This window comes from Oikeobacillus pervagus (assembly GCF_030813365.1).
Taxonomy (GTDB): domain Bacteria; phylum Bacillota; class Bacilli; order Bacillales; family DSM-23947; genus Oikeobacillus; species Oikeobacillus pervagus.
Genome location: NZ_JAUSUC010000016.1, coordinates 25,174 through 39,327, shown reverse-complemented (window position 1 = coordinate 39,327; position 14,154 = coordinate 25,174). Strand labels below are relative to the sequence as shown.

General features: G+C 35.8%; 17 protein-coding genes. 4 read left to right on the top strand and 13 right to left on the bottom strand.

Annotated features, from left to right (window positions below; genetic code table 11):
- Window positions 1–69 precede the first annotated feature (69 nt).
- Together rpmF and J2S13_RS07995 are read right to left on the bottom strand one after the other, a co-directional pair.
- Window positions 70–243: a 50S ribosomal protein L32 gene (gene rpmF, locus J2S13_RS08000; RefSeq protein ID WP_307257221.1), complete on the bottom strand. Its 174-nt coding sequence runs from the start codon at window positions 241–243 to the stop codon at window positions 70–72.
- 67 nt (window positions 244–310) lie between these two features.
- On the bottom strand, window positions 311–826 hold the full coding sequence (locus J2S13_RS07995; protein ID WP_307257220.1) for a YceD family protein: 516 nt from the start codon (window positions 824–826) through the stop codon (window positions 311–313).
- A gap of 405 nt (window positions 827–1,231) precedes the next feature.
- Here J2S13_RS07995 and J2S13_RS07990 point away from each other — a divergent pair, with 405 nt between their 5' ends.
- Window positions 1,232–2,467 (top strand): nucleotidyltransferase, encoded by a 1,236-nt coding sequence (locus J2S13_RS07990; RefSeq protein WP_307257219.1) that lies wholly within the window; start codon window positions 1,232–1,234, stop codon window positions 2,465–2,467.
- 198 nt (window positions 2,468–2,665) lie between these two features.
- Here J2S13_RS07990 and J2S13_RS07985 read toward each other — a convergent pair whose 3' ends face one another.
- A complete protein-coding gene (locus J2S13_RS07985) occupies window positions 2,666–3,703 on the bottom strand; it encodes a SepM family pheromone-processing serine protease (protein ID WP_307257218.1) in 1,038 nt (345 codons plus the stop codon).
- Window positions 3,693–4,487: a patatin-like phospholipase family protein gene (locus tag J2S13_RS07980; protein WP_307257217.1), complete on the bottom strand. Its 795-nt coding sequence runs from the start codon at window positions 4,485–4,487 to the stop codon at window positions 3,693–3,695. Before J2S13_RS07980 ends, J2S13_RS07985 begins: the two co-directional genes overlap by 11 nt.
- A gap of 342 nt (window positions 4,488–4,829) precedes the next feature.
- Between J2S13_RS07980 and spoVV the strand changes: the two genes are divergently transcribed.
- Window positions 4,830–6,041 (top strand): dipicolinic acid transporter SpoVV, encoded by a 1,212-nt coding sequence (gene spoVV, locus J2S13_RS07975; protein ID WP_307257216.1) that lies wholly within the window; start codon window positions 4,830–4,832, stop codon window positions 6,039–6,041.
- Between the two features lie 260 nt (window positions 6,042–6,301).
- Here spoVV and coaD read toward each other — a convergent pair whose 3' ends face one another.
- The 3 genes from coaD to J2S13_RS07960 form a co-directional block, all read right to left on the bottom strand.
- On the bottom strand, window positions 6,302–6,781 hold the full coding sequence (gene coaD / locus J2S13_RS07970; RefSeq protein ID WP_307257215.1) for a pantetheine-phosphate adenylyltransferase: 480 nt from the start codon (window positions 6,779–6,781) through the stop codon (window positions 6,302–6,304).
- 48 nt (window positions 6,782–6,829) lie between these two features.
- Window positions 6,830–7,393, bottom strand: a complete 564-nt coding sequence (rsmD, locus tag J2S13_RS07965; RefSeq protein ID WP_307257214.1) for a 16S rRNA (guanine(966)-N(2))-methyltransferase RsmD — start codon at window positions 7,391–7,393, stop codon at window positions 6,830–6,832.
- A gap of 508 nt (window positions 7,394–7,901) precedes the next feature.
- Window positions 7,902–9,314 carry a stalk domain-containing protein gene (locus J2S13_RS07960; protein WP_307257213.1) on the bottom strand — a complete coding sequence of 471 codons (1,413 nt, stop codon included), beginning with the start codon at window positions 9,312–9,314 and terminating at the stop codon, window positions 7,902–7,904.
- Window positions 9,315–9,604: 290 nt separating this feature from the next.
- Between J2S13_RS07960 and J2S13_RS07955 the strand changes: the two genes are divergently transcribed.
- Window positions 9,605–9,994, top strand: a complete 390-nt coding sequence (locus J2S13_RS07955; RefSeq protein WP_307257212.1) for a DUF7147 family protein — start codon at window positions 9,605–9,607, stop codon at window positions 9,992–9,994.
- Between the two features lie 68 nt (window positions 9,995–10,062).
- Here J2S13_RS07955 and J2S13_RS07950 read toward each other — a convergent pair whose 3' ends face one another.
- From J2S13_RS07950 to J2S13_RS07930, 5 genes are all read right to left on the bottom strand, one after another.
- Complete coding sequence (locus tag J2S13_RS07950) at window positions 10,063–10,338, bottom strand: YlbG family protein (RefSeq protein WP_307257211.1); 276 nt, start codon at window positions 10,336–10,338, stop codon at window positions 10,063–10,065.
- 83 nt (window positions 10,339–10,421) lie between these two features.
- Window positions 10,422–10,856 carry a YlbF/YmcA family competence regulator gene (locus J2S13_RS07945; protein WP_307257248.1) on the bottom strand — a complete coding sequence of 145 codons (435 nt, stop codon included), beginning with the start codon at window positions 10,854–10,856 and terminating at the stop codon, window positions 10,422–10,424.
- 68 nt (window positions 10,857–10,924) lie between these two features.
- Complete coding sequence (locus J2S13_RS07940; RefSeq protein WP_307257210.1) at window positions 10,925–11,317, bottom strand: hypothetical protein; 393 nt, start codon at window positions 11,315–11,317, stop codon at window positions 10,925–10,927.
- A gap of 83 nt (window positions 11,318–11,400) precedes the next feature.
- Window positions 11,401–11,658, bottom strand: a complete 258-nt coding sequence (locus tag J2S13_RS07935) for a YlbE-like family protein (protein WP_307257209.1) — start codon at window positions 11,656–11,658, stop codon at window positions 11,401–11,403.
- A 15-nt stretch (window positions 11,659–11,673) separates the two neighbouring features.
- On the bottom strand, window positions 11,674–12,090 hold the full coding sequence (locus J2S13_RS07930; RefSeq protein WP_307257208.1) for a YlbD family protein: 417 nt from the start codon (window positions 12,088–12,090) through the stop codon (window positions 11,674–11,676).
- Window positions 12,091–12,273: 183 nt separating this feature from the next.
- Between J2S13_RS07930 and J2S13_RS07925 the strand changes: the two genes are divergently transcribed.
- Entirely contained in the window at window positions 12,274–12,789 is a 516-nt protein-coding gene (locus J2S13_RS07925; RefSeq protein ID WP_307257207.1) for a PaaI family thioesterase, read from the top strand.
- Between the two features lie 79 nt (window positions 12,790–12,868).
- Here J2S13_RS07925 and J2S13_RS07920 read toward each other — a convergent pair whose 3' ends face one another.
- Complete coding sequence (locus tag J2S13_RS07920) at window positions 12,869–13,915, bottom strand: CAP domain-containing protein (protein ID WP_307257206.1); 1,047 nt, start codon at window positions 13,913–13,915, stop codon at window positions 12,869–12,871.
- Between the last annotated feature and the right edge of the window lie 239 nt (window positions 13,916–14,154).

Here is a 14,154-nt window from a genome sequence, read left to right as displayed (position 1 = left end):
GAATATTTTTTTGTTCCCTATACAGCAAAAAAACGTGAAGAGCCATGGCCTCTTCACGTTTTTTTGTCATTATTTATTTACAACGTCTTTTCCTTTATAAGTTCCGCACTCTTTACAAACACGGTGCGCTAATTTCATTTCACCGCAGTTAGGGCATTCAACCATACCAGGTACTTGTAATTTAAAATGTGTACGGCGTTTATTTTTCTTAGTTTTAGAAGTTCTTCTAAAAGGTACTGCCATTCTTTCCACCTCCTTAAAGAGATTCACTATATATGAAGGCCAGAAAACTGGTACTTCTCCATTTAAATTATTTTTCCTTATCAAAAAATTTCGCTAAACTAGCTAAACGCGGGTCAATCGAATCCTTTTGACTTTTTTCCAATTCATCTTCTGTCATCATGTCCCAACCTTTTCCTGAAGGTAACTCAGAATGCTTGGCTTCCTCACTGATCACTTGAATGGGTATTTCTAACAAAAGAATCTCCTCAATCACTGGAGTTAAATCGATTGTATCTCCCGTTACTTGATAAGCATCTTCTATTTCTTCAGAAGAAGGTTTTAATAAAAAAGTTTCAATTGTTTCAACATCAAACGGGTAAGGAACATCTACAAGTGTCCTTGAACATGGCAAAATAAAACAACCCGTTATTCTTAAATGAAACGTTACTTTTTCAGAACTGATATCTGTTCTTCCTGTAATATGAACAGGAGAGATATCTCGGATTTGATTGTCTCTTTTAGATAATCCATCTAATTGAACTGTTTCATCAATCAAAAGACCTTGTTCACGTGCTTTTTGTAATTGAATTATCGACCATTTCATTCTTATCACCTCAAGGCAACAAAAGTAATTATAGCTTTCTCATTATCTTTTGTCAATATTTTTTCTTTACAGTAACAAATGCGGAAGCGCCCCGTTCATCGGCGTACGGATTTCTTTAGTTTAGACTGAGATAAAGGAAACGAGTGCAAGGTCCTTTTCGAGCTGATGTTGACTTATCGTAGGATGAAAACGAAGAAATTCGCTAGACGATAGACGCTGTCATCAAATGCGCAAGCACCTAAGCACCACTCCTTTTAAGTCCATCTATACACATCCTTATATTCCCCTATTATATTCTACAATGATTTAATAAGCGAATGTGTCATGAGTATTTTGAATTTTTACATTGTCCAGCCTAGCATGTGTTAAGATAAAAAATATGATGTTTTTGAAAGGACGATAACCATGAAAAGTGTTGGTATTGTAGTAGAATATAATCCTTTTCATAATGGGCATTTTTTTCATGCTTCAAAAGCTCGCGAAATCGCTAATGCAGATTGTGTCATCGCCGTCATGAGTGGGCACTTTTTACAAAGAGGGGAACCAGCATTAACTTCTAAATGGGCAAGAGCTCACATGGCTTTGCAATCTGGTGTCGACTTGGTTGTGGAACTACCTTACGCCTTCTCAACTCAAAGAGCAGAGAGATTCGCATTTGGAGCCATCCATATTCTTCATCAACTATTTTGTAAAAGCTTTTGTTTTGGAAGTGAATCAGGGGAAGTACAAGACTTCGAAGAAATGGTACAACTTACGAATAATCGGCATAATGACATACAAAAATTAATCCAATTGCATATGTCTCAAGGATCGAGCTATCCAAAAGCACAATCATTGGCCTATGAACAGCTTTTTCATTCTACGGCCCCGATTGATTTAACAAAACCTAATAATATCCTAGGATACCATTATGTTCAGGCAAATCAACAGTTTCCTACACCGATGATTCCCCTGACCATTACTAGAAAAAATGCCCATTATCATGATGAAATTTTTTCATCTAAACATATCGCAAGTGCTACAAGCATTCGTAAGGCACTGTTATCTACAGAAAATGGAATTGATGAAATTGCTCCGTATGTACCTAAAGCGACTTTTCTTGCATTACAGCATTATTTACAAACATACGGAAGTTTCCACTACTGGGAAAAATATTGGCCATTTTTACAATATAAACTCCTATCTTCATCCCCTTTGGAATTAAGAAAACTATACGAAATAGAGGAAGGAATTGAGTATCGGCTAATAGAATGGGCAAGAAAAACAAATACATTTGAGCATTTCATGAAACAAGTAAAAACAAAAAGATATACTTGGACAAGGATTCAAAGAATGCTCATACATATTTTGACTAACACGTCGAAAGAAGAAATGAACAAAAAGGGAAACTCTCCAGAATATATTCGTTTACTAGGGATGAATGAAACTGGGAAAACTTATTTAAATCAAATTAAGAAACAAGTCAGCATTCCATTAATAACGAAAATATCCGCTTTTAAAGAATTGATTGCGTTTGATATTAAAGCTACTAAAATATACAGTTTCGCATTAGCTCCCGAGTTCCGTCAGAAGCTTTTAGAGAGTGAGTGGAAACAATCTCCTCTCATCGTATCGTCCCCAACAGGAAAAGAACTTTCTTGAACAAAAAAAGACTGTCTCAAACGTTTTATTGAAGTATTTGAGACAGTCCCTTTCATGAAAACAATTATCCCGCCTTAGCGGGCAGTAAAACCTCCACCTCAAAAAGATAGGTAGAGGATCACGACCCCTAAAGGTCCGATAAGTTCAACTAACATTCAGTGGGGGATGAAGAAACCCCCCACTGAATGAAGTTTCACTTTATAATGTTTGCAAATAATCTAATGCTTCCTGAAAGGTTTTGATCGGGATAATTTTCATTTTCGTGTGAATATCTTTTGCAGCAATCAATGCTTCTTCATAATTGGACTTCATGTCTGGATATTTTTTCTGTAAATCTGGTGGAATTTCATCATGAGGAGCAAGAAATATTTCTGCGCCGGCCTGATCCGCTGCCACAACTTTTTGTTGAATTCCTCCAATTCTGCCAACGATTCCATCAGCTGAAATCGTTCCAGTTCCGGCTATTTTCTTTCCTTTTGTAATATCTTCCTTCACTAATTGGTTGTATATTTCTAGACTGAACATCAAACCCGCTGATGGACCGCCAATTTCAGATGTGTTTAGACCTACTTTGGGATCGCTAATGATTTTTCGATCATCCACTAACCCGATGCCAATCCCGACCCGCTCTGGATGAGACTTAAATTGATCTATATACACATCTGCCTCTTTTTTCTCTTGATCTCGAAAATATGTAAGATGGATTTTGTCGCCAAGTTTTTTGTCCGCCACATATTGGGTGAATTGTTTCGATGATTGGAATACCTTCCCATCTACTCCTACAATCCGATCCCCAGCCTTCAGGATTTTAGCTGCTGGCATTCCTTGAAAAACATTTAAAACGTAGACCCCTTTATAGTCAAAATGATAGGGTTTTTTTGCAAAGTCAAACGCAACCATGATCGCATTATATTTCGAATTATCCATCATGTACATTTGTCTCACATTATATTCTTCATCCGTTTCATGCGGACTATGAACTTCTTCTACTGGAATAATTTCCTCGTATTTTTTTAAAGAAGCTAATGCATAAGAATATATATTCGCTCTCCCCATTCGGACCGTTGTCAGCATAAGCTGGCCTTCATCCTCATCTCCACCTTCAACCTGAACGATCGGCTTTAATTCATGTGCTAATCCAGGTTTCGTTACATAATAAGGCAATGTGAAAAATGAAGACCCTATCACGAGGGCAAAAATGAGAAATATGACAGGAAGTAACTTTTTATTCTTCATTCGATGTCTCCTTCCGCTTGTTGATTACATCCCATATTTCTGGTATTATGGCTTCGGCTGCTTTCTCCCCTTCTTTGATAATTTCTTCAATATGAGTAAAAGCTCGTGAACTAAAGTTTTCAACAGATGGGCGAATCATTACATCAGATGCCACACTTCGGTTCTCGATAATCTCCAGTTGTAATATATCAATACTTTGCATTATCACATCGTATATGGTCGATATTTCTCCATTTTTCTTCACTTGCGAAACGTCTACAGCAATCACAATATCCGCTCCCATTTCTTTTACAACTGAAACCGGCACCCGGTCAATAACACCTCCATCTACTAGTAGTTTCCCATCTTTCTTTTCAGGAACAAAAATACCTGGTATAGAAATACTCGCTCGTACAGCCTCTGCAACTGGTCCTTCAGTAAACACCACTTTTTCTGCATGATGAAGATCTGTTGCAACAATAGCGACTGGTAAATCTAATTCTTCAATATTTTTCCCATGCGTAAATAATCTAATAAAATCTTTTATTCTGTTACCCGCAATAAATCCCATTCTTGGGACGGTAAAATCCAAAAAAAACTTGCGTCTAAATGCAATGGATAATTTACATAATTGCTCCATATTATGACCAGCACCATAAAAGGCGGCAACTAATGCACCCATACTGCTTCCTGCTATCATATCAATAGGGATTTTAGCATCCTGTAAAGCCTTTAATACGCCAAGATGCGCAAACCCTCTTGCCCCTCCTGAACCAAGTGCAACCCCAATTTTTGTCTTTTTCAAAGCTTTCCCCACCTAGAATGAACATTTTTTCAAAGAATCACAATCTTTTCTTTTATCTTATGGTCTATTCCCAAAACCTATGAGTATATTGAAATAGACAAGGACAACTTGTGCTCTCTCCATTTATTTTACAGAAATAAATGTTCCATTCAAAGTAAAAGGTCATGAAAGCTACATCTTCCCCGTTCAGCTTTACTTTTTGATTTTTTTAAATCACTTAATGGCAAAGCTCGATCAAAAGAATGATGATGGAAATGAATGACTTTTAAAGGTTGGACAAACTTGTTATTCATCATTATTAACTTAAGGAAGATTTGCTTTTGGATTAAGGAGGTACATAGCTTGAATGCTTCCAAATTAAAAACTTTAATTCTCTCTATATGTGCAACATCTTTTGCGATCTCATTAATATCCTTTCCTAAGGAATCAATGGATGCCTCCATTCGCGGACTGAATATGTGGTGGGAAATCGTCTTCCCTTCCTTACTTCCTTTTTTTATCATATCTGAAATGCTAATCGGTTTTGGGGTCGTAAAATTTATCGGCGTTTTATTGGAACCACTTATGAGACCCCTGTTTCGAGTCCCTGGAATCGGTGGCTTTGTCTGGGCGATGGGAATGGCATCTGGTTTTCCTGCAGGAGCAAAACTGACTGCTAGACTTCGACAAGAGCGGCAAATCACAAGAGCAGAAGGAGAAAGACTTGTTTCTTTTACAAATTCCTCTAATCCATTATTTATATTTGGTGCGGTCTCAGTTGGTTTTTTCTACAACCCAAATTTAGGAATTATGTTAGCTTTAGCCCATTATTTAGGGAACTTTATGGTTGGATTGACCATGAGATTTTACGGTAATGACCGCAAACAAAAAAAAGAAACAAAGAATCATTTTTCAATCAAGCATGCCTTTTCCGTTCTGCATCAAACAAGAATTAAAGATGAACGACCGATTGGAAAGCTATTAGGCGATGCCGTCATTTCATCGATCCAGACATTACTGATGATTGGTGGCTTTATTATATTGTTCTCAGTTATTAATAAGCTACTCTTCCATTTACACATTACCTCGTTTTTAGCGAAGGCAATTAATTATTTCTTTCATTTATTTGGTTTACCATCATTGCTCAGCATCCCTTTTATTTCCGGTTTATTTGAAATTACCCTTGGTAGCCAATTGACTAGTCAAGTTCAAGGAGTATCATTGCTACAACAGGCGGTAATTGTAAGTTTTATCTTAGCCTTTAGTGGTTTCAGCGTTCAGGCCCAAGTTGCGAGTATACTAGCACAGACAGACATTCAATTTAAACCTTTTTTCTTCGCACGGATTCTTCACGGTTTCTATTCAGCCATCATTATGGCAGTATTATGGAAACCTGTGTACGAACACTTTTATGAAAATGGGGAAACAATCCATTCCATCCCTGTATTTATTCAGGGAAATGCTAAATGGTGGGAAGTGGCGATCCATTGGCTTCAAAATATTGGTCCACTTCTTACCATTAGCGCCCTTATCATTTATATTTTGATCTACGCCCGTCGGAATTTACAAAATTGATTAAATAACAAAAGCGGAAGCGCCTCAGATCCAGGCGTACGGATTTCGAAAGTTTAACGGAGATAAAGGAAATGAGAGCGAGACGGTTTTGTGAGCTGATGTTGATTATCGTAAGGAGGAAACAGCGAAATTAATTAGACGATAAGCGCTGGAGCACAAGGTGTAACAAATGAATTGTCTTGTTTCGTTCTAAATTTTTTAGTACCAAGCCATAAAAAAAGAACCTTCCCATTTTAGTGAAGGTTCTTTTTACCCCTTTTTTATTTAAACTTCTTTTTCAATGCAATTGCAACTTCAGGTGGTACAAGTCCGGATATATCTGCATCGTATTTTGCTACTTCTTTTACGATGCTTGAGCTTAGAAATGAATATTGATTTTTTGTCATCATAAAAAAAGTTTCAATATTTTGGTCTAAAATCCGGTTCATAGACGTTCCTTGCATTTCATATTCAAAATCGGACACCGCTCTTAATCCACGAAGAATCGCATTCGCCTTTATACTCCTGGCATAGTCTACTAAAAGTCCATCATAACTGTCAATTTCTACATTTGGCAAAGAAGCTGTTACCTTTTCTATTAATTCCATTCTTTCTTCCACAGTAAATAACGGGTTCTTCGCCGAATTTTTTAATACGACTACAAACACCTTTTCAAACACATTGGCCCCCCGTTGAATAATATCAAGATGCCCGTTTGTAATCGGATCAAAACTTCCAGGACATACCGCAATACTTGCCACAATTTCTCCCCCTTATGTGGATTCTCCCCTGTTTTTTTGAGGTGAATTTCAGTTCTTTGGCGCCTTTTGTTCATAAATAGATATTCCAATGATCCCATATGATTCTTGTTTCACTATATGAAGATTCCCCACTTCATATGGCATTTCAATATCAGAACTATGCTCGCAAACGACAAAACCATCTTTTCGTAGAAGTTGCTCTTCATCAATTATTTGTAGAAGCTTATGCAACTTCTGTTTTTTATATGGTGGATCTAAAAAGATTCCATCGAATTGAATTTGTCTTTTTTTTACAGCATTTAGCGCACGTTCAGCATGATTTCGGTATATTTCACTTTCCTCACGTACATGACATTGGGATAAGTTCGTCTTAATCGTTTGAACCGCTTTCATATCTCGGTCTACAAAAATCATTTGATGAAACCCTCTGCTTAATGCTTCAATCCCAAGTCCACCACTGCCAGCAAAAAGGTCTAAACCAATCCCTTCTAAAAAATAGGGACCGACTATATTAAAAATCGCTTCCTTTACTTTATCTGTCGTTGGTCTGGTATCTTTTCCTGGAACAGCTTTAAGTTGTATACCTTTTAATTTTCCTGAAATTACTCTCATACATTCTCACCATTTAATTAGAATTCTTCATTATCGTAACACAATTTAATTTGGTAATCTACAATCTTTGACAAATAAAGCGATGCGGAATTCGTGCTTGATTTTTTCATATGAAAGTATAAAAAGTGATTTTATGTACATAATAGACCTAACAACATCAATCGAGATGTTGTTGCCAACCGCGGAGAAGACTTACGTTTCCCCATAAGTTCTTCCTCCGGTTTCTCCTCTCCCTTTGCCTTCTATCCTAGTTAAAGGATGATGAAGGAACCTGCAGATATTTCTGCAGGTTTTTTTTATTTTTTGGAAACAATAAAATTTAAAACTGAGAAAAGACGATTCATTTGTTATACCTCTAGCTCTAGCGCCTATCGGCTAGCGTATTTCTACGTCTCCTCCCTCCGATAAGTCAACATCAGCTCGATAGGGCCCTCGCTCTCGTTTCCTTTATCTCAGTCAAAGACTCCGAAATCCGTACGCCGATGAGCAGGCGCTTTCGCTTTTGTTCTTATAATCTTATTTCGATGGAGTGTTTTTTATCTGTAATGGTGGCATCGAATATTTCCTCGAGCCAAATCTTTTCCATATAAATTTTCCCGTTGATTTGTTCAAGTGGATTTTTTAGTAATCCATAGTCCTCCTCATTTAACATGAAATGATTTTTATTTAAATAAAACCGATACAAATTTCGATCTTTTTTGATCACATACTGGTTATTCTCGTCAATCGCTGTGATATCAAACCCCATCGCCTTTAATGTAATTTCAAAAGGGAATACTAACCGATTTTTCTCCAACATTAACTGAATATTATCCTGCCTTTTTCCATTCACAAAGACTGGCCTTGGGTCAAAAAAGGTAATTTTTTTTAACGGAGTTGTTGGATTGGCATTTTCCTCAAAAAAGTTCGTATTCCATCCCATTACTTCATTGAGTAAATCATCTAGTTGATTTCCATCTATTTCATGACCCTCTTGTGCTCTTACCTTCCTTTTCCAATCATGAATTTTCTCCTTTGGAATACTACTGACAAAATGAGCATACATCTCTTTTGCTTTATTAGTCCCAACCGGTTGATTTAATAGAATGGAAACTAAAAAATCACTATACCATTTTTCTTTCTCTGGAAACTGAAATCGTTTATCTACGTAGTCCTTCATCATCTTCTCTGGAATATGAGATAATCCCGAAGAATCGTTCAGCAACATAAAATATTCTGATTTATACTCAGAATGCAAAGGAGTTATAACAATAATGATAGGTTGTGCGAACTGATAAGAGTCCTTAGAAAAATATGAATGATCCATTTTGATTTTGTCCAGGTCATTCCCATATACAATGAGACCTGGCTCATCTAACACTTGATTAGCATCTTCACTTTGCCAATAAAGGATGGGGGATTCTCCTTTCCCTGCAAACACATAATAATCAACAAGGTTTAAGGTTTCTTCTCCAACCCTTGGTAAGCTCGAAAACCACTCCCCACTTCTCTCTGCTTTTTCTGTTAATTTAATGGTTGTAGCCTTTACTTTTGCTTGATCGACACGAATAAACCAATCGGTTAATAAAAGAGATGGCTTAGAACGTACATGATTCATTTTATATTGGATCGTAATACTCTCGCCTTTTGGGATCAGTTCTAAAGTTTGCCCTTCGACATTACATTTTCCTTCTTTTGAAAAACATTGAATTTGGAAAGCTTCTGCAGGGGATTTAGCCATCACTTTTTTCATTTCTTTAAACCCCTGAAAAGTTTGATTGATGATCAATTGGTGATTTTCTTGTTCAATTGAAATCGTTTGTTGTAATACAGGCATTTCAGATCCTTTTATCTTATTTTCGTATCCATTCCATTGAAAAAATAAGATTCCCGCACTTAACAACAAAAGGAAAATTATCATCACAAGGGCCTTATTTACCATAAATCATCACCTATTATCATTTTTTTATCTGCAATAGCAATATTATCCTATACTTATAGTAGTAAATTTTGATTACTTTTGAAACTAATTAATTATGAATTCTTTTGTCATATTTTGAAGTGGAATGGATGTTAATTAATGATGCGTTTCTTTGTCCTCATCCAAATAGATCTATGAAAAAAGTTGAGACGTCCATTCATTAAAGGTAAAATGGGGAGGGTCTAAGGTAAAAAAGTATTTGAAATGAAGTTTGTGGAACATCCACTGTTTACAAAAAGGGAGGTAATCATTTGATACAACGATTTATTGAACTTGGAGAAGGGTATTCAGATCTTTATGAACTTATCGAGATAACAAAAACAAACCAACATCGACTATTTACTATGCTAGCGTTCCATACCGTTGTAAACGAACGGCCTGTTACCTCATTAGCAACCGTCCTGGAAGCAACAACCCCTGGTGACTTTCAACCAATTTATATCTGTCGTGAAGGTATACCCCATCCTAAATTTAAAGAAAATAAACGCTTTGAACTCTTTAAAAATTTAGCGCATTCACTAGGAAAAAAATTGATTGAATTGGAGATAAAACCTTCTAGCATTTTCGCTGAAAAAGAGCTGTATTATCAGTATCTAATCGGGATCTTAAGGATGAATCGATATATTCCTCCAATGAAATAATAAAAATTCCACATGTGATTTTGTATTCAATGAAGGAACGAGCACACCACTATTGGTATGCTCGTTTATTATACTTCGAGTTTATAATCGTATTGCTTTGCCTTATCCGGTTTTGAATTTTCAAATTCTGTTTTTAAAAATGGTTTGTATGAGGGTTCTGCCCTTTTGACAAAAGGTAAAGATTGGAGTTTCTCCATATTGTATTCAACATTTTCTTCATCGCAATAGACAACGACATATTTTAATTTTTTTGATACGTAATGAACATTCCCATATCTTCTCATTGTTTTGGCATGTTTTAAATTGTATAACCAAACAATGATCCCCTGGCGGTTTTTAAACATTTGCGATCTCCTCGATATTAATATGCTTTTCCACAGTCTATCATAAACCGAAAAGATTCATCAATAGTCTTCCACCCATTTCATTATGCCGAGCAGCTGCAACCTCCCCCAGAACCACAACCCCCACCACAACTCGAAGCGCCCTCAAAAAAGGGGTTACCCGTCGGAACTTTAATCCCAATCGAAACAGAACGACCAATCATCACACTAATTTCATCCAATAATTGTTGTAATTCATTTTCGATCTTTCGAAACTCAGAAACATTATGATCCAGGTCCATTTCACGTTTTACTTCACGAATATTTTTCATCACCTCTGAATAATCAGGATGATAACGACCAAAACGTTGAACTTCTTCATATCTCTCTTTATATTGAACAAAATGTCGGACTTTTTTTGCAGTGACTGGATGTTGATATAATTTATAATAATGCTCGCGGTATTGATCCGCTAAGTCAGATTGTAAAATCATTTCGGCTAAATGTTCTGCCTCTTCGACAATTGCAATTTTTTCCATTGTAGTCGTAAGCAAAATCCCACCTCCATCTATCCATTATAGCATGTTTCAAATATCCGAGCGAATCATTATGGGATCGTCATATAGAATTCTTTTGATAAACCCAATGGTTGATTACGGTAAGTCAAAACATCTATTTTAATATGATGTGGACCTTTATCTACTCCTTTAATGATAAATGCGGCTGTGTTGTACTCCTTATAACGCTTTCCATCAATTGAAACCACTATTTTCCCACGTTGATGACCTTTTTTTCCGTTTGTAAAGGTAATATGAGGAACAATACATTCAATGAAGATTTGATTGCCCTGAATAGTATGGCGAACATTTAATGAGTTTTGACCATTTACGATTGCAGCGTCTACTTTTGGAACATCTTTTTGTGATTCAGGTTCAGGGTATTGTTGCTTACAACCTGTTACCATAAAAAGAAGAAGAAAAAGTAAAAAGGTTTTCTTCATATCATCACTCCTCGTTTTTTCTTATCCTTTGCATTCCGTTCTTTTTTAGTCATAAAAAAGAAGAACCGATCATCTTTTCACGATTAATCGGTTCTTTCCGTATTCGTATTTTGATTAAATGATTGTAACATTCCCATCATCATAGATGCCCATTGTAAACCATTTGAGATTTTTTCAACTTTTTGAGGAATAGTCCTTTCAAAAAAGGTCATGGACTGAATTTCAAATTGCTGTAACTGTTCGGGATGGCGGCTTAAAATCCGATACCATTGTGGTTGTTGATGTAAAAATTGTCTTAACTCCAATTTAGATCGAATATAATTCATTACATCCTGGCGCATTTAAAATCTCCTCCTTCAATCTTTTCTAAACATAAATGGATGGGATGTTTTTACAGAATCAGGTGCCTTTTGAGGAGCTTTTTCACTTGTCTGGAACTGGGAGAGAATTCCCTGAACTGCACCTAATGCTTCATTTAAATGCTGTAAATGTTGCTGGATTTGATGGGGATCCATATCTTTTACAATCGATAACACATTCTCTATCCAACCTGTTTTCTTGTTATTTTGATCCTCTACTTTGTCTTTATTTATCTCTTGTTGATTTTCTTTGTATTTCAACCAATGGGAATCATCTTCTCCAAATAAATACCATTCTTCATATAAATCCTGTAAGGTACTATTTCTTTTTTTTATTTCATCCTTTAATTTTGGATGGCTTTCCATAAATTTTTTGAATTTCATGACACTTGGATGTAAGTCATCTTTTTTCAATATTGTCTACCCCCACCACTTGTAATCCATATTTTTATTTTATGAAAAGACATAGAAAGAGTGAAATGGAAAAAGTTTTCAATCGAATAGATACATGATATGATTAAAAGACCACTTACATCATGATTCATACAACCATTTTTTTAATAAAATAAATATGATCTAATTTAAGTAGGTGATTTCATGAAAGACCAACAAATTTCCGATTTATTTCAACAATGTTTACATACAGCTACGGATAATGAAAAAGTGATTTTACATCAATTGCTTTTAGGATTTAAAGAAAAAATAAAAGAAGAGGGTTCTTATATTGGAAGGTTGCTAAGAATGAAGAGAATTTTGACGGAAACTGAGTGTGAAATTTCGATTCCAGTCTCTGAACTTGTCCATAATAGCCTTCAGATTGTTCATGGAGGAATTACAGCGACCATTTTAGACTCATCTATGGGTTCCATTGCAAACGCAGTCTGTCCCCCTTCTTCAAGTGCCGTTACCTCTAATTTAAATATTCATTATATTGCTCCTGGGAAAGGAGATTTTCTTAATGCGAAAGCAAAACTCCTTCATAAAGGATCAAAAACTTTGATTGTTGAAGGTGAAGTGGAAATCATCGATTCAAACACAGATACAGTCAAAAAAATCGCGCATGCTACTGGTACTTTTTTTATTCTTCATCCCCCTACTGAAAATAAATCATAGCCAAGGACCGTTATAGTAAAACGGGGTGCATTAGACCTTCAGTACATGATTGTACGAAGAACATAATGAAACACCCCGTTTAATTGGAAACTTTTTGAATAAAATTTTGCGTGTAATACTTTTTATACACACCAACACCTAAATGTGTAAATTCCTTTTCAAGCAATGTCTTCCTATGGCCCTCAGAATTCAGCCACCCTTCAACTGCATCTGGAGCATCAATGTAGTTTACAGCGATATTTTCACCGGCTTGCACAAATTCGATTTCCGCTAATTTCAACCGATCCCCCAAATTTCCGGAAGAAGGTGATTCATGAGAAAAAAACTCTTTTTCGTACATCTCTTTGCTATGTTCTAACGCAATATTAGCTGTACCTTTATCCCATTTCACCTTTTTCAGTTCAAATCTCTTTCGGACAATATTCGTTAAATCCAATACTTGCTTTTCCGCTCCTTCTTGGATCTTATCCCAGTCTTGATCAGAAGGTTCATATGGATCAGAGAGTTCTCCATGATACACCATCTCATAAGGACGTTGCTTAATTAAAACATCTTTATTCATAAATCGAACACTCGATAAAGTTCCATTTAATTTATCCAAATATATTTGTGCATAGATTTCCCCAAGAGGGACGAGAGGACGAATATTTAAATCATCTTCAGAAAGTTCAAAGCGGTATGTTCCCTTTTGATTCGTGATTAATATTTCCGTATCTATAAAATTCTTGCGGAAAATTTCCTCTACAGGTTGATCAATTTTGAAAGGAGCTATATCCACTTGATTGCCCATCACATAGGCAGTAACAACTTTATTATTTTCCACCCCAATTTGCATATAAGATTCATTGTGGTTATAAATCCACCAATCATATCCATATAAAGAAGGATCAATTCTCCTTGGTTTTCCAAACACTTTAATGATCTCTTCGGAGGATTTCCCAATATACATGGAGATTCCTTGAGTAGGCCTTTCCCCTAATTGAGCTGGATTTGTAGGATGATATAACTTTTCTTGAACATCTATTTTTGAGGGGGATTTAGATACGGGGTTTTCCAATAATTCATCTTTTTCAATCGCTTTATTCGTATAAATTCCAATCAACAAAACAATGGATAATATAATCAAAATTCTTATAACAGTACGCAGAAGTCATCCCCCTTTCCCATCCTTTTAAGTCATAATCAAAAACTCTCCGTCACCATTTCTCATTTGATTACCATAATGGTCTTAAATACCGTGTCAATCATTATATTCATTATAACATTATTCTTAGGGTCATCCTATATTTTCGTATTCCCAATCCACACTAGTCATTTTCCTTTTGTGACAAATTATTTACTTTATCTCTATGAGAAAAAACAGAT

Coding starts and splice junctions, on each gene's coding strand:
- J2S13_RS07995 (WP_307257220.1), bottom strand. CDS start 826: ATGAAATGGTCGATAATTCAATTACAAAAAGCACGTGAACAAGGTCTT.
- rsmD (WP_307257214.1), bottom strand. CDS start 7,393: ATGAGAGTAATTTCAGGAAAATTAAAAGGTATACAACTTAAAGCTGTT.
- J2S13_RS07990 (WP_307257219.1), top strand. CDS start 1,232: ATGAAAAGTGTTGGTATTGTAGTAGAATATAATCCTTTTCATAATGGG.
- rpmF (WP_307257221.1), bottom strand. CDS start 243: ATGGCAGTACCTTTTAGAAGAACTTCTAAAACTAAGAAAAATAAACGC.
- J2S13_RS07950 (WP_307257211.1), bottom strand. CDS start 10,338: ATGTTTAAAAACCGCCAGGGGATCATTGTTTGGTTATACAATTTAAAA.
- J2S13_RS07940 (WP_307257210.1), bottom strand. CDS start 11,317: ATGAAGAAAACCTTTTTACTTTTTCTTCTTCTTTTTATGGTAACAGGT.
- J2S13_RS07985 (WP_307257218.1), bottom strand. CDS start 3,703: ATGAAGAATAAAAAGTTACTTCCTGTCATATTTCTCATTTTTGCCCTC.
- J2S13_RS07960 (WP_307257213.1), bottom strand. CDS start 9,314: ATGGTAAATAAGGCCCTTGTGATGATAATTTTCCTTTTGTTGTTAAGT.
- J2S13_RS07935 (WP_307257209.1), bottom strand. CDS start 11,658: ATGCGCCAGGATGTAATGAATTATATTCGATCTAAATTGGAGTTAAGA.
- J2S13_RS07925 (WP_307257207.1), top strand. CDS start 12,274: ATGAAAGACCAACAAATTTCCGATTTATTTCAACAATGTTTACATACA.
- J2S13_RS07945 (WP_307257248.1), bottom strand. CDS start 10,856: ATGGAAAAAATTGCAATTGTCGAAGAGGCAGAACATTTAGCCGAAATG.